This window comes from Brasilonema angustatum (assembly GCF_059505445.1).
In genome coordinates this window covers 1-25,351 of the sequence record NZ_JCACKO010000068.1, presented here as the reverse complement: position 1 = coordinate 25,351, position 25,351 = coordinate 1, and the positions used below count along the sequence as shown (strand labels likewise).

General features: G+C 40.5%; 29 protein-coding genes. 18 read left to right on the top strand and 11 right to left on the bottom strand.

Annotated elements, in window-relative coordinates:
• The first annotated feature begins 776 nt into the window (after positions 1-776).
• The 3 genes from AC5JM2_RS13830 (at position 777) to rd (ending at position 4,752) form a co-directional block, all read left to right on the top strand.
• Positions 777-1,952: a HetZ-related protein 2 gene (locus AC5JM2_RS13830; protein ID WP_495835444.1), complete on the top strand. Its 1,176-nt coding sequence runs from the start codon at positions 777-779 to the stop codon at positions 1,950-1,952.
• 740 nt (positions 1,953-2,692) lie between these two features.
• Positions 2,693-4,477 carry a M61 family metallopeptidase gene (locus AC5JM2_RS13825; RefSeq protein WP_495835443.1) on the top strand — a complete coding sequence of 595 codons (1,785 nt, stop codon included), beginning with the start codon at positions 2,693-2,695 and terminating at the stop codon, positions 4,475-4,477.
• A gap of 116 nt (positions 4,478-4,593) precedes the next feature.
• Positions 4,594-4,752, top strand: a complete 159-nt coding sequence (rd, locus tag AC5JM2_RS13820) for a rubredoxin (RefSeq protein ID WP_169265944.1) — start codon at positions 4,594-4,596, stop codon at positions 4,750-4,752.
• A 164-nt stretch (positions 4,753-4,916) separates the two neighbouring features.
• On the opposite strand, the gene AC5JM2_RS13815 is transcribed toward rd, so the two are convergent.
• Positions 4,917-5,312, bottom strand: coding sequence for a hypothetical protein (locus AC5JM2_RS13815; protein ID WP_210620556.1), 396 nt, complete (start codon positions 5,310-5,312; stop codon positions 4,917-4,919).
• A gap of 568 nt (positions 5,313-5,880) precedes the next feature.
• Here AC5JM2_RS13815 and AC5JM2_RS13810 point away from each other — a divergent pair.
• From AC5JM2_RS13810 to AC5JM2_RS13800, 3 genes are all read left to right on the top strand, one after another.
• Complete coding sequence (locus AC5JM2_RS13810; protein WP_495835442.1) at positions 5,881-6,306, top strand: hypothetical protein; 426 nt, start codon at positions 5,881-5,883, stop codon at positions 6,304-6,306.
• 83 nt (positions 6,307-6,389) lie between these two features.
• Positions 6,390-7,004: a Uma2 family endonuclease gene (locus AC5JM2_RS13805; RefSeq protein WP_495835441.1), complete on the top strand. Its 615-nt coding sequence runs from the start codon at positions 6,390-6,392 to the stop codon at positions 7,002-7,004.
• A gap of 106 nt (positions 7,005-7,110) precedes the next feature.
• Positions 7,111-8,157: a S66 peptidase family protein gene (locus tag AC5JM2_RS13800; protein ID WP_495835447.1), complete on the top strand. Its 1,047-nt coding sequence runs from the start codon at positions 7,111-7,113 to the stop codon at positions 8,155-8,157.
• A 119-nt stretch (positions 8,158-8,276) separates the two neighbouring features.
• Here AC5JM2_RS13800 and AC5JM2_RS13795 read toward each other — a convergent pair whose 3' ends face one another.
• The gene (locus tag AC5JM2_RS13795) at positions 8,277-8,591 is read right to left on the bottom strand and encodes a BMC domain-containing protein (RefSeq protein ID WP_495835440.1); all 315 of its coding nucleotides are present in this window, start codon (positions 8,589-8,591) and stop codon (positions 8,277-8,279) included.
• 339 nt (positions 8,592-8,930) lie between these two features.
• On the opposite strand from AC5JM2_RS13795, the gene AC5JM2_RS13790 reads away from it, so the two are divergent.
• On the top strand, positions 8,931-9,482 hold the full coding sequence (locus AC5JM2_RS13790; RefSeq protein ID WP_495835439.1) for a response regulator: 552 nt from the start codon (positions 8,931-8,933) through the stop codon (positions 9,480-9,482).
• Between the two features lie 33 nt (positions 9,483-9,515).
• On the opposite strand, the gene AC5JM2_RS13785 is transcribed toward AC5JM2_RS13790, so the two are convergent.
• Together AC5JM2_RS13785 and acsF are read right to left on the bottom strand one after the other, a co-directional pair.
• Positions 9,516-10,205: a hypothetical protein gene (locus AC5JM2_RS13785; RefSeq protein WP_495835438.1), complete on the bottom strand. Its 690-nt coding sequence runs from the start codon at positions 10,203-10,205 to the stop codon at positions 9,516-9,518.
• An 81-nt stretch (positions 10,206-10,286) separates the two neighbouring features.
• Positions 10,287-11,363 carry a magnesium-protoporphyrin IX monomethyl ester (oxidative) cyclase gene (gene acsF, locus AC5JM2_RS13780; RefSeq protein ID WP_495835437.1) on the bottom strand — a complete coding sequence of 359 codons (1,077 nt, stop codon included), beginning with the start codon at positions 11,361-11,363 and terminating at the stop codon, positions 10,287-10,289.
• 605 nt (positions 11,364-11,968) lie between these two features.
• On the opposite strand from acsF, the gene AC5JM2_RS13775 reads away from it, so the two are divergent.
• On the top strand, positions 11,969-12,481 hold the full coding sequence (locus AC5JM2_RS13775; RefSeq protein ID WP_495835436.1) for a TM2 domain-containing protein: 513 nt from the start codon (positions 11,969-11,971) through the stop codon (positions 12,479-12,481).
• Here AC5JM2_RS13775 and AC5JM2_RS13770 read toward each other — a convergent pair.
• The 3 genes from AC5JM2_RS13770 to thrC all read right to left on the bottom strand — a co-directional run bounded on the left by AC5JM2_RS13770 (position 12,478) and on the right by thrC (position 15,213).
• On the bottom strand, positions 12,478-13,179 hold the full coding sequence (locus AC5JM2_RS13770; protein ID WP_495835446.1) for a DUF2996 domain-containing protein: 702 nt from the start codon (positions 13,177-13,179) through the stop codon (positions 12,478-12,480). The genes AC5JM2_RS13775 and AC5JM2_RS13770 overlap by 4 nt on opposite strands.
• A 374-nt stretch (positions 13,180-13,553) precedes the next feature.
• On the bottom strand, positions 13,554-13,829 hold the full coding sequence (locus AC5JM2_RS13765) for a MoaD/ThiS family protein (RefSeq protein WP_169265935.1): 276 nt from the start codon (positions 13,827-13,829) through the stop codon (positions 13,554-13,556).
• A gap of 79 nt (positions 13,830-13,908) precedes the next feature.
• Positions 13,909-15,213, bottom strand: a complete 1,305-nt coding sequence (gene thrC, locus AC5JM2_RS13760; RefSeq protein ID WP_495835445.1) for a threonine synthase — start codon at positions 15,211-15,213, stop codon at positions 13,909-13,911.
• Positions 15,214-16,086: 873 nt separating this feature from the next.
• On the opposite strand from thrC, the gene AC5JM2_RS13755 reads away from it, so the two are divergent.
• From AC5JM2_RS13755 to AC5JM2_RS13720, 8 genes are all read left to right on the top strand, one after another.
• Positions 16,087-16,644 carry a helix-turn-helix domain-containing protein gene (locus AC5JM2_RS13755; protein ID WP_495835435.1) on the top strand — a complete coding sequence of 186 codons (558 nt, stop codon included), beginning with the start codon at positions 16,087-16,089 and terminating at the stop codon, positions 16,642-16,644.
• A gap of 431 nt (positions 16,645-17,075) precedes the next feature.
• The gene (locus AC5JM2_RS13750) at positions 17,076-17,915 is read left to right on the top strand and encodes a hypothetical protein (RefSeq protein ID WP_495835434.1); all 840 of its coding nucleotides are present in this window, start codon (positions 17,076-17,078) and stop codon (positions 17,913-17,915) included.
• A gap of 10 nt (positions 17,916-17,925) precedes the next feature.
• The gene (locus AC5JM2_RS13745; RefSeq protein ID WP_495835433.1) at positions 17,926-18,288 is read left to right on the top strand and encodes a hypothetical protein; all 363 of its coding nucleotides are present in this window, start codon (positions 17,926-17,928) and stop codon (positions 18,286-18,288) included.
• Positions 18,289-18,681: 393 nt separating this feature from the next.
• Positions 18,682-18,918 carry a hypothetical protein gene (locus AC5JM2_RS13740; protein ID WP_495835432.1) on the top strand — a complete coding sequence of 79 codons (237 nt, stop codon included), beginning with the start codon at positions 18,682-18,684 and terminating at the stop codon, positions 18,916-18,918.
• A 73-nt stretch (positions 18,919-18,991) separates the two neighbouring features.
• A complete protein-coding gene (locus AC5JM2_RS13735) occupies positions 18,992-19,228 on the top strand; it encodes a hypothetical protein (RefSeq protein WP_495835431.1) in 237 nt (78 codons plus the stop codon).
• A 73-nt stretch (positions 19,229-19,301) separates the two neighbouring features.
• Entirely contained in the window at positions 19,302-19,538 is a 237-nt protein-coding gene (locus tag AC5JM2_RS13730; protein ID WP_495835431.1) for a hypothetical protein, read from the top strand.
• A gap of 73 nt (positions 19,539-19,611) precedes the next feature.
• Complete coding sequence (locus AC5JM2_RS13725) at positions 19,612-19,872, top strand: hypothetical protein (RefSeq protein WP_495835430.1); 261 nt, start codon at positions 19,612-19,614, stop codon at positions 19,870-19,872.
• A gap of 156 nt (positions 19,873-20,028) precedes the next feature.
• Positions 20,029-20,559, top strand: coding sequence for a hypothetical protein (locus tag AC5JM2_RS13720; RefSeq protein WP_495835429.1), 531 nt, complete (start codon positions 20,029-20,031; stop codon positions 20,557-20,559).
• Positions 20,560-20,565: 6 nt separating this feature from the next.
• Here AC5JM2_RS13720 and AC5JM2_RS13715 read toward each other — a convergent pair whose 3' ends face one another.
• The 4 genes from AC5JM2_RS13715 to AC5JM2_RS13700 form a co-directional block, all read right to left on the bottom strand.
• Positions 20,566-20,820, bottom strand: coding sequence for a MoaD/ThiS family protein (locus AC5JM2_RS13715; RefSeq protein WP_495835428.1), 255 nt, complete (start codon positions 20,818-20,820; stop codon positions 20,566-20,568).
• Positions 20,821-20,910: 90 nt separating this feature from the next.
• Complete coding sequence (locus AC5JM2_RS13710; RefSeq protein WP_495835427.1) at positions 20,911-21,522, bottom strand: J domain-containing protein; 612 nt, start codon at positions 21,520-21,522, stop codon at positions 20,911-20,913.
• A 365-nt stretch (positions 21,523-21,887) separates the two neighbouring features.
• Positions 21,888-22,478, bottom strand: coding sequence for an ATP-dependent Clp protease proteolytic subunit (locus AC5JM2_RS13705; protein ID WP_495835426.1), 591 nt, complete (start codon positions 22,476-22,478; stop codon positions 21,888-21,890).
• A gap of 32 nt (positions 22,479-22,510) precedes the next feature.
• Positions 22,511-23,209, bottom strand: coding sequence for an ATP-dependent Clp protease proteolytic subunit (locus AC5JM2_RS13700; protein ID WP_495835425.1), 699 nt, complete (start codon positions 23,207-23,209; stop codon positions 22,511-22,513).
• Between the two features lie 274 nt (positions 23,210-23,483).
• Between AC5JM2_RS13700 and AC5JM2_RS13695 the strand changes: the two genes are divergently transcribed.
• Positions 23,484-24,731, top strand: a complete 1,248-nt coding sequence (locus AC5JM2_RS13695) for a vWA domain-containing protein (protein WP_495835424.1) — start codon at positions 23,484-23,486, stop codon at positions 24,729-24,731.
• 136 nt (positions 24,732-24,867) lie between these two features.
• Positions 24,868-25,254 carry an SMU1112c/YaeR family gloxylase I-like metalloprotein gene (gene gloA2, locus AC5JM2_RS13690; RefSeq protein WP_495835423.1) on the top strand — a complete coding sequence of 129 codons (387 nt, stop codon included), beginning with the start codon at positions 24,868-24,870 and terminating at the stop codon, positions 25,252-25,254.
• The last annotated feature ends 97 nt before the right edge of the window (positions 25,255-25,351 follow it).

Genomic DNA, 25,351 nt, shown 5'->3' with positions numbered 1-25,351 from the left:
GGTACAAGCCCCGTCCATCTTTGACGGAATTAATCCAAAATCGTAAATTTCAAAATCTAGGCTTCGTTTCGCTCCGCTCCAACCAGAGCACTTTTAGGGTGGAGTTAATCCAAAATCTAAAATCCTAAATCCAAAATTGATTGACAAGTGGTTTATCAAGTTCATTTTCACGACAACTCTTTACTCATTATTCTTTGCCAATAAACAAGTGCTCATTTTTCAAAATTAATTATGTCAGTCTTCTAAACATCAATACAAACTGACAATGTCTGGGTTCATTTATGTTGGAAAATTCAAATGATGTCCTCGTGAGTTGTTATAAATACACAGTACAAGTAATGTCCAGTATAAAAAAGAGCACAAAGACTGCGGAGAGTAAACTTTAAATAGTGAAACATACATTGTAAAACAACGTCTGGAGAGGTGGATGAAATTCGCCAAAATTATCAGGTGCAAAATGTTAGTTTTTCCTGATCCCTGATCAAAATATCTTGTAACCTTATACATTTTGGGTAGATCGTTTTTTTGAGTCAAGACAACATAATCCTAAGTTTACAAAAATTTAACTTTAGATAAAGTCGTGAGAAAAGCTCAGAAAGCTTGATTTACCGTAGTTCTAGATTGTGAGGATGCATCGAAATTTAAAACTACCTGCATAACTTTAGTGAGTCAAAACGTAATAACAGAGGAGACACATCAAATGTCATCATGGACATCATCAAATCGGGTGCAGCTGCCAGTCAAGAAGTAAAGAGGGACGAGAAAAGGGGGTTGTGATGCAGACTTTAAAACAGGGTTTCGAGGAGCGCAATCTCACTATGGTTTTGGAGGCGGAAAAACTGGCGCAATATTGGCGAAAGCGCCTGGATATCGAATGTCCAGAACAAAATTTTGCCAACAGAGAAAGTATAGTCAAATGGCTTGTGGGAAGTGACTTAGATCGGTTTGAGGTGCTCAACTCTAAGGAACTGGATATCGCCAAACAAGCTATGGAGTACCGCTATAGGATTTTGCGTCAGCGTTACTTAGGATTTGCAAGAGAACGTGCTTACCGCAACCTGATCACTCGATTGGGGAGTTTGGTGACGTTACGTCATAAGATCCAAACTTGGGTTGCCTTGAGTCGCGATCGCCAACGGACAGTCCTGGATGTACTACAAGAAGTTATCCAAGAATTACTGCAAAGCGATAGCTACATACAACAACAAATGGTTTCTATTTCAGAATTGACAACTGATGATAGACTCAAGAACGCTCTACTGTTTGCCAGTGTAGAAGAATATTGTTTGCGACCAGTACGCAATCAACCTCTATTGGCGTATCGTTTCGTGAATTTCTTGAGAAGAACTCAACGTGGTGGTTTAACCCAAGTACCAACTCAAGACTTAGTTAGGCTTGTCTCTGAGGAAATTCTTACTGATGACAGTGATAATCGAGTCAACTTGGTTGATACTCAGGCAGTAGCTGAATATCAAGAAGCTCAAGAGATAGAAGAACAACAAGCACTGCGTAAAACAGTTCAGCAAGAATTTGAGGATTATTTACACGAAAATCTTGGTCCAGAAGCTATTGAGTGGTTGCGACTCTATCTCCAAGGTAAGCCTCAAGATGAGATTGCCAAAAAACTAAATAAACCAATCAAGGAAGTCTATCGACTCAGAGAGAAAATTAGCTACCATGCTGTACGTGTATTCGCCCTCAAAGGAAAACCAGAATTGGTAGATAGCTGGCTGTCAATTTCCTTAAAAGAACATAACTTGGGGCTGACACTTAAGCAATGGCAACAATTGCATGAACAATTAACCCCCATGCAGCGCCAAGTCCTAGAGTTGCGTAAAGCAGGTTATTCGATAGAAGACACAGCTTCCCAGTTAAAACTCAAAATGCACCAAGCAATGGGTGAATGGACTAAAGTTTACCTGTTAGCCCAAGCTTTGAGGAGTCAAGACTGAGGTGATCCTGAAAAGGAAATTGGTAATTGCTCAGTGATTTGAAATTTATAGTCTAGTAGGTTTTAGCTGCTGAACTATAAACTCACAATTACCTGTTTCCAATTCCTAAACAATCTTCTGATTATTTGTCATTTTGTTATTTTTCTTTATAAAAAAAATACTTAGTTACCAAATGATAAAAATATTAACAAAATAGTGCTGAATCTTTAAAGAGTAAGTGCTAAGCAGCAAGTTATGGCATTAATTGCTACTTTGTGTTACATTGAAAATTCTCTAAATCCGTTGGTGATCCCCTGTGTGTTCCACGGAAGTTCTCGTAAACTAAGTTTATTGACTTATCTGTGCATCTCGGATACTTTCATTATTGTGGAAAATGGTATAGTCTATATCAGGTAAGTTGATATAGAAAACACCAGCAAAGTAAAACTCAGCATTGGAGAAGCGGCTGAGGAATTGACGTTAAAGTCAAAATCCTAAGATAATGAGCTAATCCAAAAAAGATGAAATCAAAACTTTGCGCACTCAGTTACGAATGTTAAATAAACATAGACAATAGCAACATGGTGGTTTTTTTCATCAATCTCAGGTTGTTAATCTACTAAAAAAAAGTATAAAAAGTATTAAGTGCTGAGGCAACAGCAGTAAGCAAGTTTTTTAACTTACGACTATTGACTATTGACCATTAACTCTTAACTATTAACTAATAGTTAATAACTCAGAATTCTTACTCATAAACAAAGATGACTGAAGCAACTGCACCTCGCACTAACATTTATACCAAGGAAACCGCACCAGCAATTCACTACCAGGTGACAATGCCCAAACCAGAAACGCACTTATTTGAAGTGAGTTTGCGTCTGGTAGACTACTCGTTGCCGACTTTAGATTTGAAATTGCCAGTGTGGACTCCTGGCTCTTACTTAGTCCGGGAATATGCCAAGCACTTACAAGATTTTGCTGCTTTTGCTCATGACAAGCCTTTGTCCTGGCACAAGATTAGTAAAAATCACTGGCAGGTGGAAACAAGTGATGTATCAGAAATTATTATACATTACCGTATATTTGCAAATGAGCTATCAGTGCGAACAAATCACTTGGACTCTAGCCATGGCTATTTCAATGGTGCAGCACTGTTTTTTAGAATACTGGCTTGGGAAGGACAACCAATACAAGTCACTGTTGTACCGCCACACAGAGAGTGGCAAGTCACTACAGCATTACCATCAGTTCCACACAAGACAAACACTTTTTGTGCTTCAGATTTTGACACCCTTGTAGATAGTCCCTTTGAAATTGGTCTCCATCAGTTACATCACTTTGAAGTATTGGGAAAATCCCATGAACTAGCAATTTGGGGTAAAGGCAATTTCCAATTGCAGCAGATGATTACTGACATTGAGAAAATTATTGAAGTAGAAGCACGGATGTTTGGTGGGTTACCATATCAACGATATGTGTTTCTGCTGCATTTATTTGCTCAAGCTTATGGTGGTTTGGAGCATAAAAACTCCTGCACGCTCATTTATCAGCGGTTAGGTTTCCGCGATCGCGACAAATACGAACGCTTCTTGCAATTAGTCGCACACGAGTTCTTTCACTTGTGGAATGTTAAGCGGATTCGTCCAAAAGCACTAGAGGTCTTTGATTACGACCAAGAAAACTATACATCGTCACTGTGGTTTTGTGAAGGGACAACAAGTTACTACGATTTGCTCATTCCCTTACGTGCAGGAATTTATGATGCAAAGTCATTCTTGAATAATTTGAGTAAGGAAATTGCTCGGCATGAAACGACTCCAGGACGCAAAGTACAATCTCTGGCAGAATCAAGTTTTGATGCATGGATAAAACTTTACCGTCCAGATGCCAATAGCGGTAATAGTCAAATTTCCTACTATTTAAAAGGGGAAATGGTGTCGTTGTTGCTAGATTTGCTGATTCGTTCACGATCTAGAAATCAGCGATCGCTAGATGATGTCATGCTGAAAATGTGGCATCAATTTGGCACAGATGAAATTGGTTATACTTCAGAACAATTGCAATCAGTTATTGAGTATATTGCTGGTATAGATTTGACTAATTTCTTCAACTCCTACATTGATAAGACTGAAGATTTGCCTTTCAACGAATACCTGGAACCATTTGGCTTGCAACTGGTAGAGGAAAAGGGTGAAGAACCTTATCTAGGAGTTAAAGTTAATAGTGACAATGGACGGGAACTGATTAAGTTTGTTGACGCAGGTTCACCCGCACAATTTGCAGGAATTGATCCAGGAGATGAGTTGCTGGCTATTGATGGTTTGCGTATCGCAGCCAATGGGTTAGGCGATCGCCTGAAAGATTACCAACCGAAAGACATCATTCAAGTCACTATTTTCCATCAAGATGAACTCCGTACCTTACCTGTCACCCTGGCGTCTCCTCGTGTCAGTAAGTATCAGATAAAACCAGTCAAAAATCCTTCAACGACACAGAAAGAAAACTTTGCCGGATGGTTAGGTACGCCTTTGACGACTCTTTATTAACAATTCGTCATTGAGAATTCGTAACTTCTAATTAGTCAATTCATTACGAATTATGAATTGAATTCAATGTGTATATAATGTTGAGACGAAGATCCTTAATTTAGAGAGAGAGAAAGATGGAAAACTATGTATGTTCTGTCTGCAATTACGTATATGATCCAGAAAAAGGCGATCCAGATGGTGGAATAGAACCGGGGACAGCGTTTGAAGACATACCAGATGACTGGGTATGTCCTGTGTGTGGAGCAGGAAAAGACTCTTTTGCTCCAAAATAATAACCAACTGTTCACTGCAGTGATACTGCAATATCCCTTGAAAATGCTCAACCGTGGGAAATGGATCGTAGAAGTGGTGCAGTAACCGCTTCCATTGATCATAATTTAGATGACTTACAAAACCCGGTTTCTGAGAAACCGGGTTTCTTCAAGCTTGGATACCATTAATACCAACCACATTCTGACGTAGTATATGGCTTATATTCGTTAGGAACAACTTGTTTTTGACCAGCAAATTTCTTTCCATAATAACCGTCATCAAAACCACGACTAAATTCCCCACCAGCAGTACGCGGCTTGTAGTTGTTTCCTCTTGTTGCACTCTGTTTTCCTTGACGGTAGCCATCAGCATAAGCTTGAGGATGATACGCAGGATCTTCGTCAACAAGCCACTGAGTGGCAGGATAGCAAGAATTTATTGGACGTCCAAAATACGGATAGTATCCATATGGGCGAAAGTGATAGTAACCGCGAGAGTGAGCTTGAACTGCTTGATTGTTAAGTAAAAATCCAGCAGTAGTGGCTAAAACGACTAGACTCGCCGTAATAATCTTTTTCATAGTTCTAGTCTCAAATGTTAATTAAGTATTTATATCTTTAAGATATCGCTCCAAATCTTTAGGCAACATCACCTGATAGTATGACCAAATCCCCTATTTGAAAGAGATTTTCAGATGACAACTGCTATCAGTAATATTCTCTTTCATCGGTCAACACAAATACATTTTTCAATGTTGACATAGCTACAAACATATTCAGTACAATGTATAATCTGGAAGCCTTCGTTATATAGCAGTCCTACTTGAGTTGTAAAATTTATCAACCGCCAAGACGCCAAGAGGAGCCAGCGCCGTGGGCGGGTTCCCCGACTTGAGGAGCCAGTGCGTTGCGGGGGTTCCCCCCGTTGTAGCACCTGGCGTGCGACTGGCGTCGCCAAGAAAAGAGAGAAAAAAGAGAAAAGAGAATTTTACAAATGATTTAGAATTGCTATATCTACCGATTTTTTAATACAAGTAAAGTTAATTAAATAAATTAAAAAAGTATTTAAATTTAAGTATCGGAAATCAATTAAGAGTTAATTTTGCAAAGCAACCAAACACTACTCTCTAAAATACAGGAGTTAAGATTGTGAGTAATTTGGGCAAAAAAAGATTAGAAGCTGTTTTAGCAGTTGCAACCTACGCTGTTGGTAGTGGTTGTGCTACAGCTGCACCAACTCCTGGCGTAGAACTTCCCAAGCAACTTATATTAACTGCATCTGATATCATAATGTACACCCGTGTCTGGAAAATCTATTTTGAAGAAGATTTATCCAGTCAGGGACTGTTAGAAATGTTGGTAGAGTTAGGTTTAGTTACAGTAGCAGCAACAGGAACAGCTTATGTTGTTGGTAAAGCAAGTACTGCAATACTAAAAGAAATCACCAGTTGGACTGGACCACTTGGATGGGGTGTTTTAGCAGCAATTTCTGGTTCCATAACAGGTTTATTTGGAGCTACATGGGCATTATATTGTGACTATATTTACTCACAAAGAGAGTCTCAAACTGCTTGACTCAACGTACATGATTTGACTAAGTCTATATAAGAATTCATTTTGAGTAAATATTAAAAAGCCGATAAATAACGGAGTTCCTCATGGCTAGAGCATCAGTCACCACAAATCAAAAGCTGACTTTTGAGCAGTTTATTGAACAGTTACCAGATGCAGATGGTCGATACGAACTGGTGAATGGAGAGATTGTGAGAATATTAGCTACCCGACAACATGATGATATTGCAGATTTTATTACCGACACTCTTAATAATGAAGTGAAACGTCTGGAAAGAAATTACAGAGTTTCAGGCAGAATTATGATTAGAACACAGACGGCTGAAGGTAAAGAACAGGGTCGTCAGCCAGATGTTAGTGTAGTAGATAAAACAATTTGGTCAGCTAATCGCGCTGCTTACTCAGCGTTGTTTGAACCTTTGCAAATAGCAGTAGAAGTGATTTCTACTAATTGGGAGGACGATTATATTGACAAGCTGGATGAGTATCAGCGTTTGGGTATTCCTGAATACTGGATTGTGGATTATTTAGCGTTGGGTAGTCGTAATTATCTGGGAAATCCTAAAGTACCAACAGTATTTGTTTACTTACTTGATGAAAACAGAGTATATCAGTCTACTGCATTTCGCGCAAATGACACCATTGTGTCGCGAACTTTTCCTGAAATGGTGTTAACTGCAGAACAAGTTTTTCAGGCGTGAATTTATCTTTCTCAATAGATATCCAAGTACCGAGAGAGGTTTGTATTTGCACCTACTGTTACATGGTGGTTTAATGGGACTTACTCTGAGTGTAAAAAAACTTTTTATGATTAACCGCCGTAACTTTCTTTTAAATTTAGCTGCTACCCCTTCAGTATTTGCCTTTCCCTTTCAGTTGGCAAAAGCAGCAGGTAAACCACTATTGAAACCCAAGCGTTTGCAGGCAGGATCTATTGTGGGTATTGTCGCTCCTGCTAGTGCGGTATTTGTTCGTGAAGAACTTAATATTGTCATAGATGCAGTCAAGGGATTGGGACTTGTCCCGCGACTCGCACCTCATCTACTTGAACGATATGGCTATTTAGCAGGTAAAGATAAAGACCGTGCTGCTGATATTAATCAGTTTTTTAGTGATTCCTCTATCGCCGCCATTTTACCAGTTCGCGGTGGATGGGGATGTAGCCGAATGTTGCCTTATCTTGATTACCAGCGCATTCGCAAAAATCCCAAAATTATAGTTGGTTTCAGTGACATCACAACTTTAATTCTCGGATTAAATGCTCAAACTAACTTGGTAACATTTCACGGTCCCAATGGATTAACTTCTTGGAAAACAACCCAAACAGAGTATTTTCGCCGCGTTTTATTTAGCGGTGAAGCTGTGACTTTTCAAAATCAAAAAGATGGTGACGATTCTAATCGTCTGATGCAAGTGAAGTATCGCAAACAAACTATTACTTCTGGTAAAGCAAAAGGTCGGCTTATTGGCGGAAATCTTTCAGTTTTATCCGCCATTGTAGGTTCTCCTTACTTACCCGATTTGAGTGGTGCGATTCTATTTTTAGAAGATACTCACGAAAATATTTACCGCATCGATCGCATGATCACTCACTTGAAAATTGCGGGTTTATTTAACAAACTTGCAGGTTTTGTGTTTGGACAATGTTCCGATTGTTCGCCAGACGCTGACTACGGTTCTCTCACCTTAGAAGAAGTTGTGTGGGATCACATTCAACCACTCGGCATTCCTGCTTGGTATGGTGCGATGATTGGTCATGGTATCGAAAATATGCTCACATTACCTATTGGTTTAGAAGTCGAAATCGATGCTGACGCTGGGACGATTCGGATGTTAGAAGCTGCGGTGGAATGATCATTAGGTCAACACAAAAAAACGTAAAATCTAGAAACCCGGTTTCTTGAATAAACCGGGTTTCTAACACCACGCATTTTATGTTTAATTTGGTGATTCTACTTAATTAGGTCCTTAATTCACATTATTCGGAATGGTTCTGATTTTTGAGTGAAATGAATTGGCAGAATACTTTCTACATTTTCTGGGGGATTAGGAACAATGTAGTGGGTAATGACCGTACCACCGTTAGATTGGGTATTACCAGCTTCAATACCAGCTTCAACTGCTCTTTCTACCTCAGCTGTGTGTCCCCGAACAGCAACTAACATGCGAGCGCTTTCCGCTAGCCCATAATAAACAATGGTAACTGCAGCAGCCTTTACCATTGCGTCTGCTGCAGCCAGCACAGCCGGAAAACCTTGAGTTTCAATGACTCCAACCGCCATTGGCATGGCTTAACACCCCTTAATGAAAGATTGGTGATCATAATTGTACAGGGAATAGGGAATAGGGAACAGGGTTTCTTGCGCTAGTTAAAGGCTCACAATTGTGAATTTAGAATTTTATACCCCAACTTCAAATTGTCTTGATCTTTAAAACCTTAAGAAAATCTTAAGTTTTTTCCTCTTTATATATTCATCATCCTGTCGATAGATAAATTGAGTCAATCTCATACAAAATAATAAAAAAAATCACTAAAATTAATAAAAGCTTATGAAACTATAAGGGAATTATAGGTAAAGTTACGGTTCCCAACATAAGCAAGTACATTCAGGCTAGAGTTCACGCATATGGATACTCCACAATTATTAGATGGGTTGCGGGTGCTGGTAGTAGATGATGATATTGATAATCTTGATTTGATAAAGGTTATTTTTGAAGAGTACAACGTTCAAGTGATTCCGGTTACATCAGCCAGTGAAGCCCTTGAAGCAATTACGCGGTTCAAGCCGAATATTCTGATTAGCGATATTGCCATGCCTGGTGAGGATGGGTATTCGCTGATTCAAAAAGTTAGAAACCTTGCTGTCACGGTTAGCCAGATTCCTGCAATCGCTTTGACAGCACACGCCTCTGAAGAAGCAGGCGCTCTTGCTTTCAATGCAGGATTCTGCACAAGATTAGTAAAGCCATTTGATCCTGACGATTTAATTGCAGTGGTTTCTAAGCTTGTTTTAATTGCTTCATACGATGTTTGTCCTGTCTGCAGCACTAAACAACTATCCTTTATCGAGTGGGAATCACTCAACAAAATTAGGTTTCATTGTCGTAGTTGTAAATGGAATGAGAGTTACGGGTTACACAAAGCGAAAGTTGCTGGATTTATAAATCGATACCACTAGATAAATAAAACAGATGATATAAACAAGCCTATTTTAGGGCATCCATTCAAAAACTATACCTAAACGAGTCTCTTTATTTTGTTTACTATTTTGCTGTTCGATATCTGTTGATATACGGATACTTGGGGTAAGAGCATAACCGACTGATATTGTTGTTAAACCAACTTCTTCTCCAGTACCCAAACCAACCCAACTTTGGGTTAAAGAAATATCTCCTGCACCACCGCGAGACAACACCAGCAACAGTTTCGCACCAAGATTCACTCCATCTGTGGAGTAGCTGTTAATTTCCAGATGGCGATAGCCTACCACAGGTGTAATATTGATGTAGCTACCCAAAGGACGCAGATAATAATGCAAATCTGCACCATAAACCAGGCGTTGACCATTGAACACCGCTTCATACTCACCACTGACTGTTAGACTAGTACGACCAATAAACACGTCCTCCACACCAATATTCACCCCAAATGCTTTCTCAGAAGAAAAGTAAGAAGACCCCACTCGTATCTTTGTAGAAAAACTAGGGTCATTCTTGATATCTTCCAACACGTTAGGTACTTGACGCCGCCAACGTTGCAAAACTGGACTATTTTTAATAATTTCTGGACTTATATCTAAATCCTGGGCATTTTTTGAAGGTGTATCACACAAAACAGGAGCAGTCATCACAAACAAATTCACACCCACTCCAAAGCATAAAGCTGATAACAGCCTTCTCATTGTTTTGCGCCTCTGTAATTCATAAAAAAAAGTGGCTCTGTATAATACAGAACCACTTAAGTTTTAGCAAAAGCTTACAACTTAGTGAACAGTTGCTTGGATTTTAGTAGCGTCAATTGGTTTAAGGAAGTACAATCGCGAAATCTGCCAAGCGTTGGAGATGTAATAAGGCAGCTTTTGGAAGAATTGCAGGAATTTGGGAGTCTTTGAGGAAGCGATCGCCGTCAACTTCTCATTATTCTTCACACAAACTTCCAACCGCTGATAAAACTCAGGATGCTCAACATCCAGTATGACTGGGAACACTCTTCCTGCAGTTTCATTGGTCTTTTCAATCACGTAGATGTCATAGTCTCGTGCATCTAAACCAATTGATGCATAGAAGTCTTTGCGCTGGACGTCGTTAAGGTACATCGTCGCAAACACAGACAGTAGGAAGAACCGACTCCACAACCGCGCCTTCCAATCATTTAACATTTGCGGCTGGGATCTCATGATCGCATCAAAGAAATCCCCGTGGCGGTTTTCATCCTGACACCAGTTTTCAAACCAGCGGAAAATCGGATAAACCCGGTCTTCTGGATGTGCTTCTAAGTGGCGATAAATTGTGATATACCGCCAATAACCAATTTTTTCCGAGAGATAAGTCGCGTAGAAGATGAATTTTGGTTTAAAGAAGGTGTAATTACGGCTCTTGGTTAAAAACCCTAAATCTAGCGCCAAATTGAAGTCCGACAGCGCTTTGTTCAAGAAGCCAGCATGACGCGCTTCATCGCGAGACATGAGGTTGAAACATTCCGCCAAAACAGGACTCTTGTCCTTTAAGCGACGACCAAGTTCTTTGTACAGCAAGAAGCCAGAAAACTCTGCCGTACAGGAACGCTCTAGAAATTCGACGAACAATCGGCGAGTTTCCCCGTCAATATGATCCCAGGATTGTTCAAACTCGGCATCCCGAACAAAGTGATGACGGTTGTAGTCACAACGAAACTCTTCCAGAATGGCTTTCAACTCATCTTCATTTGGTGAGATGTCCATTTTTGCCATCTCATCAAAGTCGGTCGTGTAGAATCGGGGTGTCAGTAGGGTTTCTTTGGCTGGGATTTTAATCCCGGACCGCATTTCTTCAAAGCCTGGTTTTTTGAGGGAATCTACCATGTCTTGATTGCCATGAGTGTCTTGTTATCTTGAGTGCCTGCAAAAGTCAACAGTAATACTTTTACCCTTACGGGTTTGCCAGAGCCGGCACAAGGGAAATCCTCCCTTTATGCTGCCTCACCGCCTGTAGGACTGGACTCACAAGGCACAGTATGACGACAGTATTATATTCGTTTAGTTAAGTGTACCAAGGTGTAGGGCGACAACAGACACTTCATACGTTAAGAGTTGCAACAACACTTCAATTTTTTGGGAAATCCTTAATTGAGGATGTGTAGCTTGTAATAGAAGCTCATGCGAACTCAAATCATCCAGTTGAATGAATCCACTGGGTGAAGTAAGGTCTGCAGAAACCAGTCATACTGTAAATATATGCCAGCATTATTTTTTATGTAGTTTATTTAACATTCAAATCAGTAAATTTTCTACTAATTTTAAGAATGAGAACTATCCAATTGCATTCGTCGCTTGTAACGCGCTTGCTTTGCTCAGTTGTGGTGATATGAAAACTCAAACAACTCTGGCAGCCCATCCTGATATGAAAAAAATAAAGTAGGAAAATTGTAATTAGGGAACAAGAGTACATTAGAGGGGATAAAAACAAGATGAAAGCAGAAAACAATAATAATAATAGTAAAGACAATCAAGAACGTCTTCTTGTCTCCTACATCTTGAGTGCAGCCTGGTTTGTTGGCTTGGGCGGACTGCACCGTTTATACAATGGCAAGATCGGGACGGGTATATTGTGGCTGTTAACTGGTGGTGTGCTTGGTATCGGACAGTTTGTAGACTTGTTCATTATCCCTAACATGGTAGATGAACAGCAAATGAGACTCAGAGCAAAAGCAGGTTTATCACCATTGGGTGTTCCTTTGAATCAGCCAGCTGTTGCTACCCAAGTTTACCGCTCTCCTCAGGAAAAACTAACAATGGAATTGCTGAAAGCTGCGGAAAAAAGGGGTGGACAACTCACCGTTACTCAAGCAGTTATGGAAACGGGTGCTACTTTTGCCGAGGTGGAAGCTGTTTTCAGAGAAATGTTGAAGTCAGGTTATGTAAAGATAGACAACGACCCCGATACTGGAGCCGTTACCTACCATTTTGACGAACTAAATTAATTTCTCCCCAGCCACTTTTGACCGTTCAAGCGCTGCATGAGTCCATAAACTAGTAAGTCAAGAGTGACTTTGCGTTCATCAATTAGGAATGACTCAAGAGTACTGGGCTTTTTACCTTCATTGCAGGAAAAAGCCTTTTTCCCTTGAATATCTTCTTGTGTAAAATACAAGTTAAATTGACGCGAACCGTTCTGCCAGGTGCCGATTATTTGCCAGCATTCTTCAGACTTGTCAAAACCAACGATGGAAATTTTTTGCTTGGCAAAATTCAGCGCTAAATCTTGCACTCCTTCTTTGGCGATCGCCTTTTGCACAGCTGGTAAGTAATCTTGCTGGATAAACTCTCCAAATGGCTTATCCTCAACAGCTGGTGCTTTCTCTTTTTTTGCCTTGGCGGCTGGCTTTTCTCCGGCTTCACCTTTTGCTGGTTTATCTCCGGCTTCTTTAGCTGGTTTATCTCCGGCTTCGGCTGCTTCGGCTGGTTTGTCTTTGGCTTCACCTTTAGCTGGTTTGTCTTTGGCTTCACCTTTAGCTGGTTTGTCTCCGGCTTCTGCTTTAGCTGGTGGCTTATCTTCTGCTTCGGCTTTAGCTGGTTCTGCTGGCTTTTCGCGTTTGGGTGCAGCACTCGTTGTTTTTCCTGCATTGGGATTCGCTTCTGAGTTCGCCGATGCAGGTTCAGGCGCATTTGCAGAAGGAATATCTGTCGCTTCGGGTGAGTCTGTACTGGGAGCGTGTTCTTCAGCGACACTGGGGGCCTGCTTATCTACAGTGCTGGGAGCAACTTCCCCAGCTTCATTGTGATTTGTTTCTTCTGCCATTGCTCAGGTCTATCCTTTGTCTTGCTATGAGAGATCACAAGCGTGGTTAAGTCACTTTCATTTTGACACAGCCACGCCTCCCAATAGCGATGGCATTTTCTGGTAACCAAAGCCATGCTCCTAAAGCACAAACCAATTCAAATTCCAAAATCATTTATTCAAAATAAATTTTTGAATTTTGACTTTTAAATTTTAAATTTTGTTAGCGCAGCGGTGCGCAGCGGTGCGCAGCACATTTTGAATTTTGAATTGTACTAGCCTCCAGCCACTGCTGGGACAATGCTGACTTCATCACCATCATTCAATGGTGTATCTTTTCCTTCCAAAAACCGGATATCTTCACTATTGACGTACAGATTCAAAAACCGCCGTGGTTGTCCAGCTTCGTCGCATAAGCGCGACTTGATACCAGGACAGTTTTCTTCTAAAGAGTCAAACAGTTGTGCGATCGTGTCACCTTTACATTCTAAGGTGGCTTGGTTATTGGTGAATTTTTGCAGAGCAGTAGGAACTAAAACTTTTACAGTCATAAATTCGGAGAGTCGTGAGTTAAGAGTTGTCATTTGTGATCAGTTTAGAACTTTGAACAAATGACTCATAATTTAATGATTAAACCAAAACTTGCTGCCATTCTAGGCGATCCAGTGTCTGGGAACGCTCTAGCGCTCGTTCAAAGCTATCAAGTTTTGCCTCGATTGTTAGAGGTTCGCCAATGTAACCTTGTACCGCTTCTTGGGTTTTCAAGCCGTTTCCGGTAATATATACCACGGTGGTTTCATCTGGGTTAATCTTACCAGCTTCTGCCAACTTTTTCAGCACAGCAACAGTTGTTCCACCAGCGGTTTCTGTAAAGATACCTTCTGTTTCTGCCAAGAGCTTAATGCCTTCGATAATTTCGGTATCCGTCACTGATTCTATATGACCACCAGTTTTCTTAGCTAGTTCTACAGCGTAGACACCATCTGCTGGGTTACCAATTGCAAGAGACTTGGCAATGGTATTGGGTTTGACTGGCTTGATAAAGTCGCGTTCTTCCTTATATGCTTGGGCGATCGGTGAACACCCTTGTGCTTGTGCGCCGCTGAACCTGACATGCTTTGCTTCCACCAAACCAACTTCAACAAATTCTTGGAAGCCTTTGTAGATTTTCGTGTATAAAGAACCAGATGCTAAAGGTGCGACAATGTGGTCAGGTAGCTCCCAGCCCAGTTGTTCTGCTACTTCAAAGCCCAGTGTTTTAGAACCTTCGGAGTAATAGGGACGCAAGTTTATATTGACAAAACCCCAACCATGTGTATTAGCCACTTCAGAACAGAGGCGGTTGACTTGGTCGTAATTGCCCTTAACAGCCATGAGAGTTGGACTGTAGATCAGGCTACCTAAAATTTTTCCAGCTTCTAAATCAGCAGGAATGAACACGCAACAGTCTAAACCAGCGTGTGCCGCGATCGCAGCAGTAGAATTTGCTAGGTTACCAGTGCTAGCGCAAGAAACTGTCGTGAAACCTAACTCCCGTGCGCGGGTGAGCGCAACTGATACCACCCGATCTTTGAAGCTGAGGGTGGGCATGTTGACGGCATCATTCTTGATATAAAGCTTATTTAAACCAAGGCGACGTGCCAAGCGATGGGAACGAACCAACGGAGTCATACCAGTTCCCACATCAATGGGGTTGTCAGTAGCCACAGGCAAAAACTTACGATAGCGCCAGATGGAGTTTGGTCCCGCCTGAATTGTTTCACGGGTGACTGTGGAGCGTAGGGCGCTGTAGTCGTAGGTTACTTCCAATGGACCAAAGCAGAACTCACATACATGAAGAGCCTTGAGTTCATACTCCTCACCACATTCTTTACACTTCAAGGATTTAAAAGTGGCTGTGGTGCTTTGGGTGTTGGTGGTTGTCGCCTGTGTCATGAGTCTTCCCTGGGTGTCCGTCAACATTGGATTGATGTTACCACGAGCAAAAATCCTCGTCAAACATACCCGACTTTTTTTGTCGGGTTTCATGGAACTAAGACTTACCCAAGAGTTACCAAAGAACAAGATTGTGAAATTGCTTCCTTACGTCGCAACGGGTGCAACTACGTTATTTTTGCGTAAGTCCTGTAAAAGATAGTTATTGAAGAAGAATTCAGCAAGTCCTGATTCAAAACTCAGCAAGGCAATCACTAGTACAACGCGGCGGAAATAAACCTACCCTATGGCTGATGCCACGCCTTAGGGTGAGTCCAGCGCTACGCTAACACCAGTCGCATAGGTCGGGAAAGCCGTCATTCGCGCTGGTTCACCATTCAAAATCAACGAAAAGCCCACAGAATCAGCCTTTTGAGTTTTGACGAACGCCTTGCAGTACTAGGGTATTGACGCCTAAAGGCTCATGGGGATGAAGCTAAGTGCATAAGTCGTTGATACTCACATCTATATAAAAAGTGGGGATGAAATAATCTTTTTTGGTACTACCAATCACAAAGTTGGTTGTCCTCAAGCTAGATGGCTACTTACCAATGGCTGTAAGGGTAGCAACTTTCAATTCCTAAAAAGCACATCGCATTTTTTCAAATCCATAAGGATTGAAAACACGCCGTATAAGTATGTAATAACACACTTAGATCTAGCGTGTTGCGACAGTTCAAGCAAAGCGTTAAGTACTTTGCTGATACATAACTCGTGACAAAAATTAGACTGCTCACTTAATAATTTCTTCTTAACATTATAACTTCAGATACAAGGAGTTACAGGTGATGCAATCTTATCACGTGAAAACTCTATTAAATACTAGGATAAAAAATGACTAATCTTTTACTGATAGATGAGAATCCGGAAACTAAAAACCTCTTAGTAAAATGCTTGGAGACAGCAGGGTTTGAGGTGATTGGCACAGAAAATAATCTTGTTCGTGTTCAGCTAGTACAAGAGAAATTCTCTACAACTGAGTCAAGTAAAAGATCAAATACTCCTCAGTTTATATTTCCATCTATTCCCCGACTGCGTGAGGTCTTCGAGTTTATTGAATTGAATTATCATCAAAGTATTAGCCTAAAAGAAGTCGCTCAAGCAGTTGGTTATTCGTCAGCTTACTTAACGGACTTAGTGCGACGCCTAACTGGAAAAACCGTCAATGATTGGATTATTGAGCGTCGGATAGCCCAAGCATGCACTTTACTTTTATCAACTAACGACTCCGTTAATCAGATTGCTTTACAAGTAGGCTATCAAAATATCAATCATTTCTACTCTCAGTTTCGCTATCACCATAAAAATACTCCCCATGCTTGGAGAGAAGCACAGCGTTCTAAAGTCACTCATAACAAAGGACTACAACTATTAGAAGGTATTGCTAGTTAAATAAGTCTTATATTTTGTTACCACGAGGCTTGTTTAGGTTACGTTCCTGTATTTCCTCAATTATCAAGCACGAAATTTGTAGATTTATTAAGTTGTGAATAGAAAGTAGCAGTGAGCGAAGTGATCGCTCACTCTTACTTATTTGTCAAAGTTTTCGACATTCATACATTTCTCATATCAGAAGACACTACAACTGATGGATAAAAAAATATTCGAAATATCTAAAAATAATTAGGTTTTCTAGAAAAATCGAAAAATACTTAATTAACAAAGACAAACCATAACAATACTATTGATATTAGGAAAATACAAAAGATTAGCAAACTATTTTATCTGGAAAAATTCATGCATCAAAAGGAGATGATCTCTAATATTAGCTGGTGTGATTAGAGAGGATATATATGATAAAAAAAACTAGATCAACCATACTAATGGTAGCAGTCTTAGCTTCATTCATAAGTGGCTGTCGTTCCAGTACAGAATATCAAAGATTAGCAAAAGCTGGAAATACATACACTACGGCTATGGACAAGTTATTAACAACTGCTGGTAAAATTAGAATCGACGAAACTTCCGAGCAGCTACTGAAAGATGACAGACTAAGTAATCAAACACCTGAACGCTACAACGAGTTATCTAAACTTGATGTTGAAAGACTTGAAATACTAGAAAATCTCCGTAAACATAATCGGCTTCTTATACAATATTTCACTCTTATAGATGAGCTTGCGAGATCTAATGCACCTCAGAAAGCTCAGCAGGAAATTGAGGGTGTTGTAGGGAACCTGAATAAAATCGGTACTCAACTTCGTGGTAGCGCTCTTGTTCCTAATACAAATGTCATTAAATCTGTAGGGGGTTTAGTTATTAGTTCACAAATCCGAGGTGCGCTTAGGGAAGAACTTGAAAAGCGTAAAGATATTATTGATCGCGAATTTCAAACTCAACAAGTATTACTAGATGCGCTTGGTAATTCAATTAAGCAAGATGTCAGTCTTACAATAGAATCACGAGAGTTACGCCAAGTTATTAGACCTCTAGTTGAAGAAAAACCCATACCTGATACAGATAATTGGATTGCTAAAAGAAGAGCCATCTTGACTATGAATACTACTGTCTCTGAACTTGAAGATGCAAGTAAATCTGCAGGAAACTTTAGGGAATTATTTAAGGATTTTGTAGAAGGTAAGCTCAACCGCGAGCGCTTCAATACTCTTTTGACTGATATTGAATCATTTATCACAATCGTTGAACAAGTTAAAAATTCATAGGAGGATAGATATGTTACTTGATATTGATAATCTTGAGCAAATTAGACATGAACGTCTTGAGCAACTAGAAAAGCAAGAACTAGAACTGAATTCAAGTAGCGTTCAGCTTTTCTGGGAAAATGTTAAAAAGCGGGATTCAGTTAAAGCAGAAAAATTTTTCAGGGAACGACGGGCAATTGTAGTTCAAAGAGTCAAGTTGGAGAATGTCATTCTGACAAGGATTGCCCGATCACTAAATGAACTTGAAGATGACCTTAAAGAGGGCTGCGATAATCTACAAACGCAGATTGACAATCTAAATGATGAAGTTGCCTTTCTCAATGTTATCTCTCGCGTGACTGGCATTTTAGCTAGAATTCTTCTGTTGTTCTAATGAGATAAAAGACATAACCTAGGTGTTAGTAAAAGCTATGCAATTACTATTTAGCCTATGTTCTGTTGCATTGCAATTCGCAAGTTAAATTACCTTAATTACCAAGCATTAAATTTGTAAAGTTAACAAGTGGTGAATAGAAAGCAGGAGTAAGCGATCGCTTACTCCTGCTTTTTTATATAAGTTTTTCAAATTCAGCATTTATCCGGACTAAAAAACGATAGTTTCTGGAAATAGCAAAATTTCTGAGTATCTAAAAATAATTAATTAGCACTTGTCTTGATACCAAAAAATAGTTAATTAGCAATCCAAATTTTCAAGGATATTATTTGTATAAGGAAACAATCAAAGGATTAGCAAATAATCCATTCTTTAAGGAGTAATGATCAATTTATGTCTACATACAACCCCGAACACTACCCTAACGCCTGCGAGTTTACTGTTCCCATTAAACTGAACGTTCCAATCTTCATCGAACCTACAGTGGCAATTAAAGCTGTTGAGCCTGTGAAGGAGAAAGTACGTGTCCATCTCGAACCAGATATCTACCTTAGACCAGAAGTAGCAGCCGCTGCACCTGTTTGTATTGCTCAAAATGGATATAACAAACAGCAGCTGCCTCCTGCATAATTTTGCAACAGTCATAACCCCAATTATCAACTCACACAATTCGTTTTAGGTCAATAAATAAGGACTACAATTTATGTCTACATACAACCCCGAATACTACCCTAACGCCTGCGAGTTTACTGTTCCCATTAAACTGAACGTTCCAATCTTCATCGAACCTACAGTGGCAATTAAAGCTGTTGAGCCTGTGAAGGAGAAAGTACGTGTCCATCTCGAACCAGATATCTACCTTAGACCAGAAGTAGCAGCCGCTGCACCTGTTTGTATTGCTCAAAATGGATATAACAAACAGCAGCTGCCTCCTGCATAATTTTGCAACAGTCATAACCCCAATTATCAACTCACACAATTCGTTTTAGGTCAATAAATAAGGACTACAATTTATGTCTACATACAACCCCGAATACTACCCTAACGCCTGCGAGTTTACTGTTCCCATTAAACTGAACGTTCCAATCTTCATCGAACCTACAGTGGCAATTAAAGCTGTTGAGCCTGTGAAGGAGAAAGTACGTGTCCATCTCGAACCAGATATCTACCTTAGACCAGAAGTAGCAGCCGCTGCACCTGTTTGTATTGCTCAAAATGGATATAACAAACAGCAGCTGCCTCCTGCATAATTTTGCAACAGTCATAACCCCAATTATCAACTCACACAATTCGTTTTAGGTCAATAAATAAGGACTACAATTTATGTCTACATACAACCCCGAATACTACCCTAACGCCTGCGAGTTTACTGTTCCCATTAAACTGAACGTTCCAATCTTCATCGAACCTACAGTGGCAATTAAAGCTGTTGAGCCTGTGAAGGAGAAAGTACGTGTCCATCTCGAACCAGATATCTACCTTGAATCAGAAGTAAGGGCAACTCCACCAGTTTGTGTTCCTCAAAATGGATATAGCAAACAGCAATTGCCTGCTTCAAAGATCCAATCCGAATCATATCCTTAATAGTCAATTACTTGACGTTGAGTCGTGATTATTGGTTTTGCATTGTTTGTTCTAGGAAGTGTTTTAACTACCTAGAAAAAGGTGATCAGTTTCCTGATCACCTGCTTTATTATTCCAAATTTTTAAGTACACAAGCTTTAGAATTTTTTACAACTTATGTCTACACTCCCCGATTCCACGCAAAAACGCAAACTTAATGTTTATATGATGTTAAAAGTGCCTATCAATCTTGAAATAGAAGTCTTGGGAGTACCGTCTACAAACTGCCAGCAAGCCGAAGAAAAAAAAGAGGATAAAAAACTTTTTAACCTGATAGGAGATTCTAAGCCAGAAGTTATCATTAATGAGTCGAATCTAGCGAACCTTGATGAAGATAGTCAAGCTTTAGTCAGTCAACTTGTAGGTCAGCTTGAGCAAACAGGTAAGCTTTTTTCTACATTATCCCAAACCCAACATGAGCAAGAGAACCCAGAAAATTATGAACAGGTAACAGCACAGAAGCCCGAATATGTAAATACTTTGTTATTTAAAGAAGACCTTGCAGTTATTCAGGTACAAACTCCACCACATAACAAAAAAATTATCGGACGTGCCTTGGACTCAGTCAACGATGGTTTTACCCTTGTCGCGAATATTATGGGAAGAATTTTGTTTGTAGGCAAAGTTGCTAATTATAGTTGGGAGTAGAGTTCCTTACCCGCCACTTACTGGCGGAATTAACACTACCTCATCACCATCTTGCAAGATGCTATCTGGTTCAACAAATTGCAAATTCACCCCAAAGCGGGTAACATCCCGCAATTGAGTTAGTTCAGGATGTTCGCCCAGCAGGCGATCGCGCACTATAGCAACTGGTGTATCCTCAGGAAATTCCAGTACCAGTTCTGGAACTCCATAAGCTTCTTGATAAGCAGCAAACAATTTAACGGTAACGGTAATCTTAGACATAAAAATAGAATATAAATCGCTAGGGTGATTATCTTTCCCTAGCTAACAACTTGATCAAAAAACTAGTATACGAACAATCATTAAAAAACCTCAAAACATATTTTCTAACATCTGAAAATCACGCTGTACCTCATTCCATAAAGACTTATTATAAGGGTCTGTTTTAAGGGCTTTTTTGAGGTAAATTCTTGCTTTGAGAGGCTGTTTTTCTGCAATCAGCGATCGCCCCCAAATTTGATAAGAAATAGCTTGCCACTGACGCACTTCTGCATCTTCTGGTAAACGTTGTGCTAAGGCTTCCGCTAAAGATATTGCTTGTGGGAAGCGTTTTTCTTTCAAAAACTGCTGTAACTGCTCGTAAGTCCTCCACTTCAACCGCTGTTCTATTTCTGAAAAACTAGGCGGCTTTACTTTTTCTTTTATCTTTTCCTTCGTTGCTGTTTGAGGACGCGTTGTTCGTGTTGGCTGATGTTCGACGACTGGTGAGTGATTATAAGGCTGTGCTGTCTCTTGTTGCGGAATTTTCTGCAACAGCAGCTTGTACGCCTCAGTCACGGCAATAAATTTTTCTTTAGCTTTTGTGTCATCTGGATTGATATCAGGATGATACTGTTGCGCCAATCGGCGGTAAGACGCTTTGATGTCGGCGAAAGAAGCTCCTGACCTTAAACCTAATAAACGGTAGCAATCTTCAAGATCCATCTTGAGTTATTAACAATGGCGAGTGTCGGCTATCAGCTTAATGCCTAAAGTTTAAATCATAAAGACTTCAATTCTAATTTAAAGTTCGTATTTCACAGTTTTTTGACCGATAATTCAGCACAGGGTACAAGCCCCCAGATTCATCTGTCCAACTAATCCAAAATCCAAAATTCCCAAGAAAGCGGATTTCACCGTGAACTCAATCCAAAATCTAAAATCTAAAATCTAAAATGAAATCACACCCTGCCATGCCTAGAAGGGGGAGTGGAGAAGATTTTTCTCGCTTATCTTCGTCATCCCCACAGCAGCCGCCATGAGTCGAGGAACCGGCTCATGGCGCTCTGCCTCCTCATCTGGCTTTACGACTAACGTTCTTCAATCACACGGTCAATCAAACCGTATTCCTTTGCTTCTTGAGCAGACATCCAAAAATCACGGTCTGTGTCTTTTTGAATTTTTTCTATGGATTGACCTGTGCGATTCGCTAGCATTTCATTAAGTTGCTGGCGCATTCTCAGAATCTCCCTAGCTTCAATCTCAATATCGGTGGCTTGACCTTGAGCACCGCCTAGAGGTTGGTGAATCAGAATTCGCGTGTTAGGCAAAGCCAAACGTTTGCCTTTGGTGCCAGCTGCTAGCAGGAACGAACCCATTGAAGCTGCCATCCCGACACAAATTGTGACCACATTTGCTTTAATGTGCATCATAGTGTCATAAATGGCAAGACCTGCTGTCACCGAACCTCCAGGGGAGTTGATGTAGATACTAATATCCTTGCTTGGGTCTTCGGAATCCATGTAGAGTAGTCTGGCAATGATGCCATTAGCCATACCGTCGCTCACTTCTCCACTCAGGAAAATGATGCGTTCCAGAGCAAGGCGTTCGTAAAGATTAATCCACTGGGTATAAGGTTCCCCAGGAAAGCGAAAAGGGACTCTAGGAATACCAATCGGCATAAGATTCTCTTGTTTTTAACGAATAATAAGATTTAACGAGGAACAGCAGCAGCCAATGCTTGAGGAAGTTCTTTGGTACTTTCTAGAACCCGGTCAATCAAGCCGTATTCTTTGGCTTGTTGGGGTGTCATGTACAATTTGCGATCTAAATCTTTGGCAATTCTCTCCCTAGGCTGCCCTGTATTCTGTGAGAGAATATCCAGGATCATTTGCTTATTTTTTAGCACTTCTTGTGCTTGGATTTGAATGTCTGTCGCTTGAGCGTAGCCAGTACCACGTTTCGCTTGATGCAGAACAATCGACGCATTCGGTAAACTAGCACGGTGTCCCTCCGTTCCAGAAGAGAGAATCATCGCCGCTGTACCCATAGCGAAACCCAGACAGATCGTATTGACTGGTGGCTTAATGTATTTAATGGTATCACAGATGGCAAAAGCTTCTGTTTCAGATCCTATGGCATCACCAGTGTACCAAGAAGTGCCCGTGGAGTTGATGTAGATAGAAATGGGCTTATCTGGATCTTCATACTGTAGATACAGAAGCTGAGCAATAATAAGTTCTGTTACGTCTACTCCCAGTTGCTGCTTATACTCATCTGGTGAAACCAAGGGCAAGCCCAAGTATATGATACGTTCTTTTAACATTAGAGAAGGTAAATCTGGCGGCGGTGTTCGGTAGAAGCTGTCGCCGCCGTAAGCCGCTTGCACAGCCTTGATGATGGAATTTTCCATAGCAACTGTTGCCTAAATTCATACCATTAACTGTAGTACATCCTAGCGCTATGCTTGCTCGCTTGGAGGTGTGGATTTCTCTCTAGGGTATAAGGTTCCAAAGAAGTTAGGGTATAAAGGAAAGTACAAAAAGTATTTTATTAGCTTATTTCCTAGCCCAGTTTCTTGGGAAGATTATTTAAAGTTTTTGTTGGATAAGTTTTCCGAAGTGCTAATACTGTACTTTGAAGTTATTTATAAATATGTATGGCCAGTTTAGGAATCTTGGGGGGTTATGAAGGTTAACTTACAGCCTGCTCTCAATGATGGCAACTTAGATGCCAGTCAAACCAACAGTCAACGTCAGTTGGCAATTTCCATTTCTGCGATCGCACAAGATCTGGATCGCAATGTCCCACTGAATTTATGCCTAGTTCTCGACCATAGTGGTTCCATGAATGGGCGACCTTTAGAAACTGTCAAAAAAGCAGCGATTCGTCTTGTTGACAGACTTAATCCAGGGGATCGCCTCAGCATTGTTGTTTTTGACCACCGTGGAAACGTTTTAGTCCCTAATCAAATTATTGAAAATCCAGAGCGAATTAAACAACAAATTAATCGCCTTTCTGCTGATGGTGGAACTGCTATTGATGAAGGTTTACGCTTAGGTATTGAGGAATTAGCTAAAGGAAAAAAAGAAACAATTTCTCAACTTTTTCTTTTAACTGACGGTGAAAATGAACACGGTGACAATAACCGCTGTCTGAAATTTGCACAGTTGGCTGCTAGCTATAACTTAACTTTGAACACTTTAGGATTTGGCGATAATTGGAACCAGGATGTTCTGGAAAAAATCGCTGATGCTGCTAGTGGGACTTTATCTTACATTCAGCAACCAGATCAAGCAATCGATGAGTTTAGTCGCCTTTTCAACCGTATTCAAACAGTAGGATTGACGAATGCTTATTTACTATTTTCTCTGGTACCTAATGTACGGTTTGCAGAACTAAAACCTATTGCCCAAGTTTCCCCAGACACAATAGAATTGCCAGTGCAGCCAGAAGCTGATGGACGTTTTGCTGTGCGCTTGGGAGATTTGATGAAAGATGTGGAACGGGTCATTTTGGCTAATATTTACTTGGGACATTTGCCACAAGGTAGACAGACGATCGCCAGGTTGCAAGTCCGCTACGATGATCCAGCCCAAAATAAAACAGGATTACTTTCAGAAAACATCCCAGTTGAAGCGAATGTGGTACAAGGCTACCAACCTTCTGCCACTCCTCAAGTGCAGCAACATATTTTAGCGTTAGCCAAATATCGGCAAACACAACTAGCAGAAGCAAAATTGCAACAGGGCGATCGCGCTGGTGCAGCAACAATGTTGCAAACTGCTGCCAAAACTGCCCTGCAAATGGGCGATAATAGTGCAGCAACGGTCTTGCAAACTTCTGCCACTCGCCTACAAGCTGGTGAAGAGTTATCGGAGAGCGATCGCAAGAAAACTAGAATTGTGTCTAAGACTATTTTGCAGGATTCTTAGTTTGTCGGGCAGGCAAAAGCCTGCCTTAATGATAAATGAACCGCACCAGAGCGAATTTGCGGTGTGGATGCGGTGGGCGCAGAGGACGCAGAGAGAGAGGGATAGAGGGAGACAGGGACACAGGGAGACAGAGAGAATGAGAATTACAAGGATTCATCATATAGCTGTTATTTGTTCTGATTACGATCGCTCTAAGAAGTTTTATACAGAAATTTTAGGTTTCCCTATTATTAATGAAACGTACCGTGCTCAGAGAAATTCTTATAAATTAGATTTAAAGGTAGGAGAAAATCATCAAATAGAGTTATTTTCTTTCCCTAATCCTCCAGAAAGAAGCAGTAATCCAGAGGCATGTGGTTTAAGGCATCTGGCTTTTGAGGTTGATGATATCGAGCAAATGGTTAGTTATTTAGAATTGAAAGGGGTAGAGGCGGAAGATATTAGGATAGATGAAATAACTGGTAAGAAATTTACTTTTTTTAAAGATCCAGATAATCTACCTCTTGAAATTTATGAGCGGTAAGGGAATTTGAGCGATTTTTAACGCAATTCCACGGAATTCCCCTCCCTGTTCCCTGTTCCCTGTTCCCTGTTCCCTGTTCCCTGTTCCCTGTTCCCTG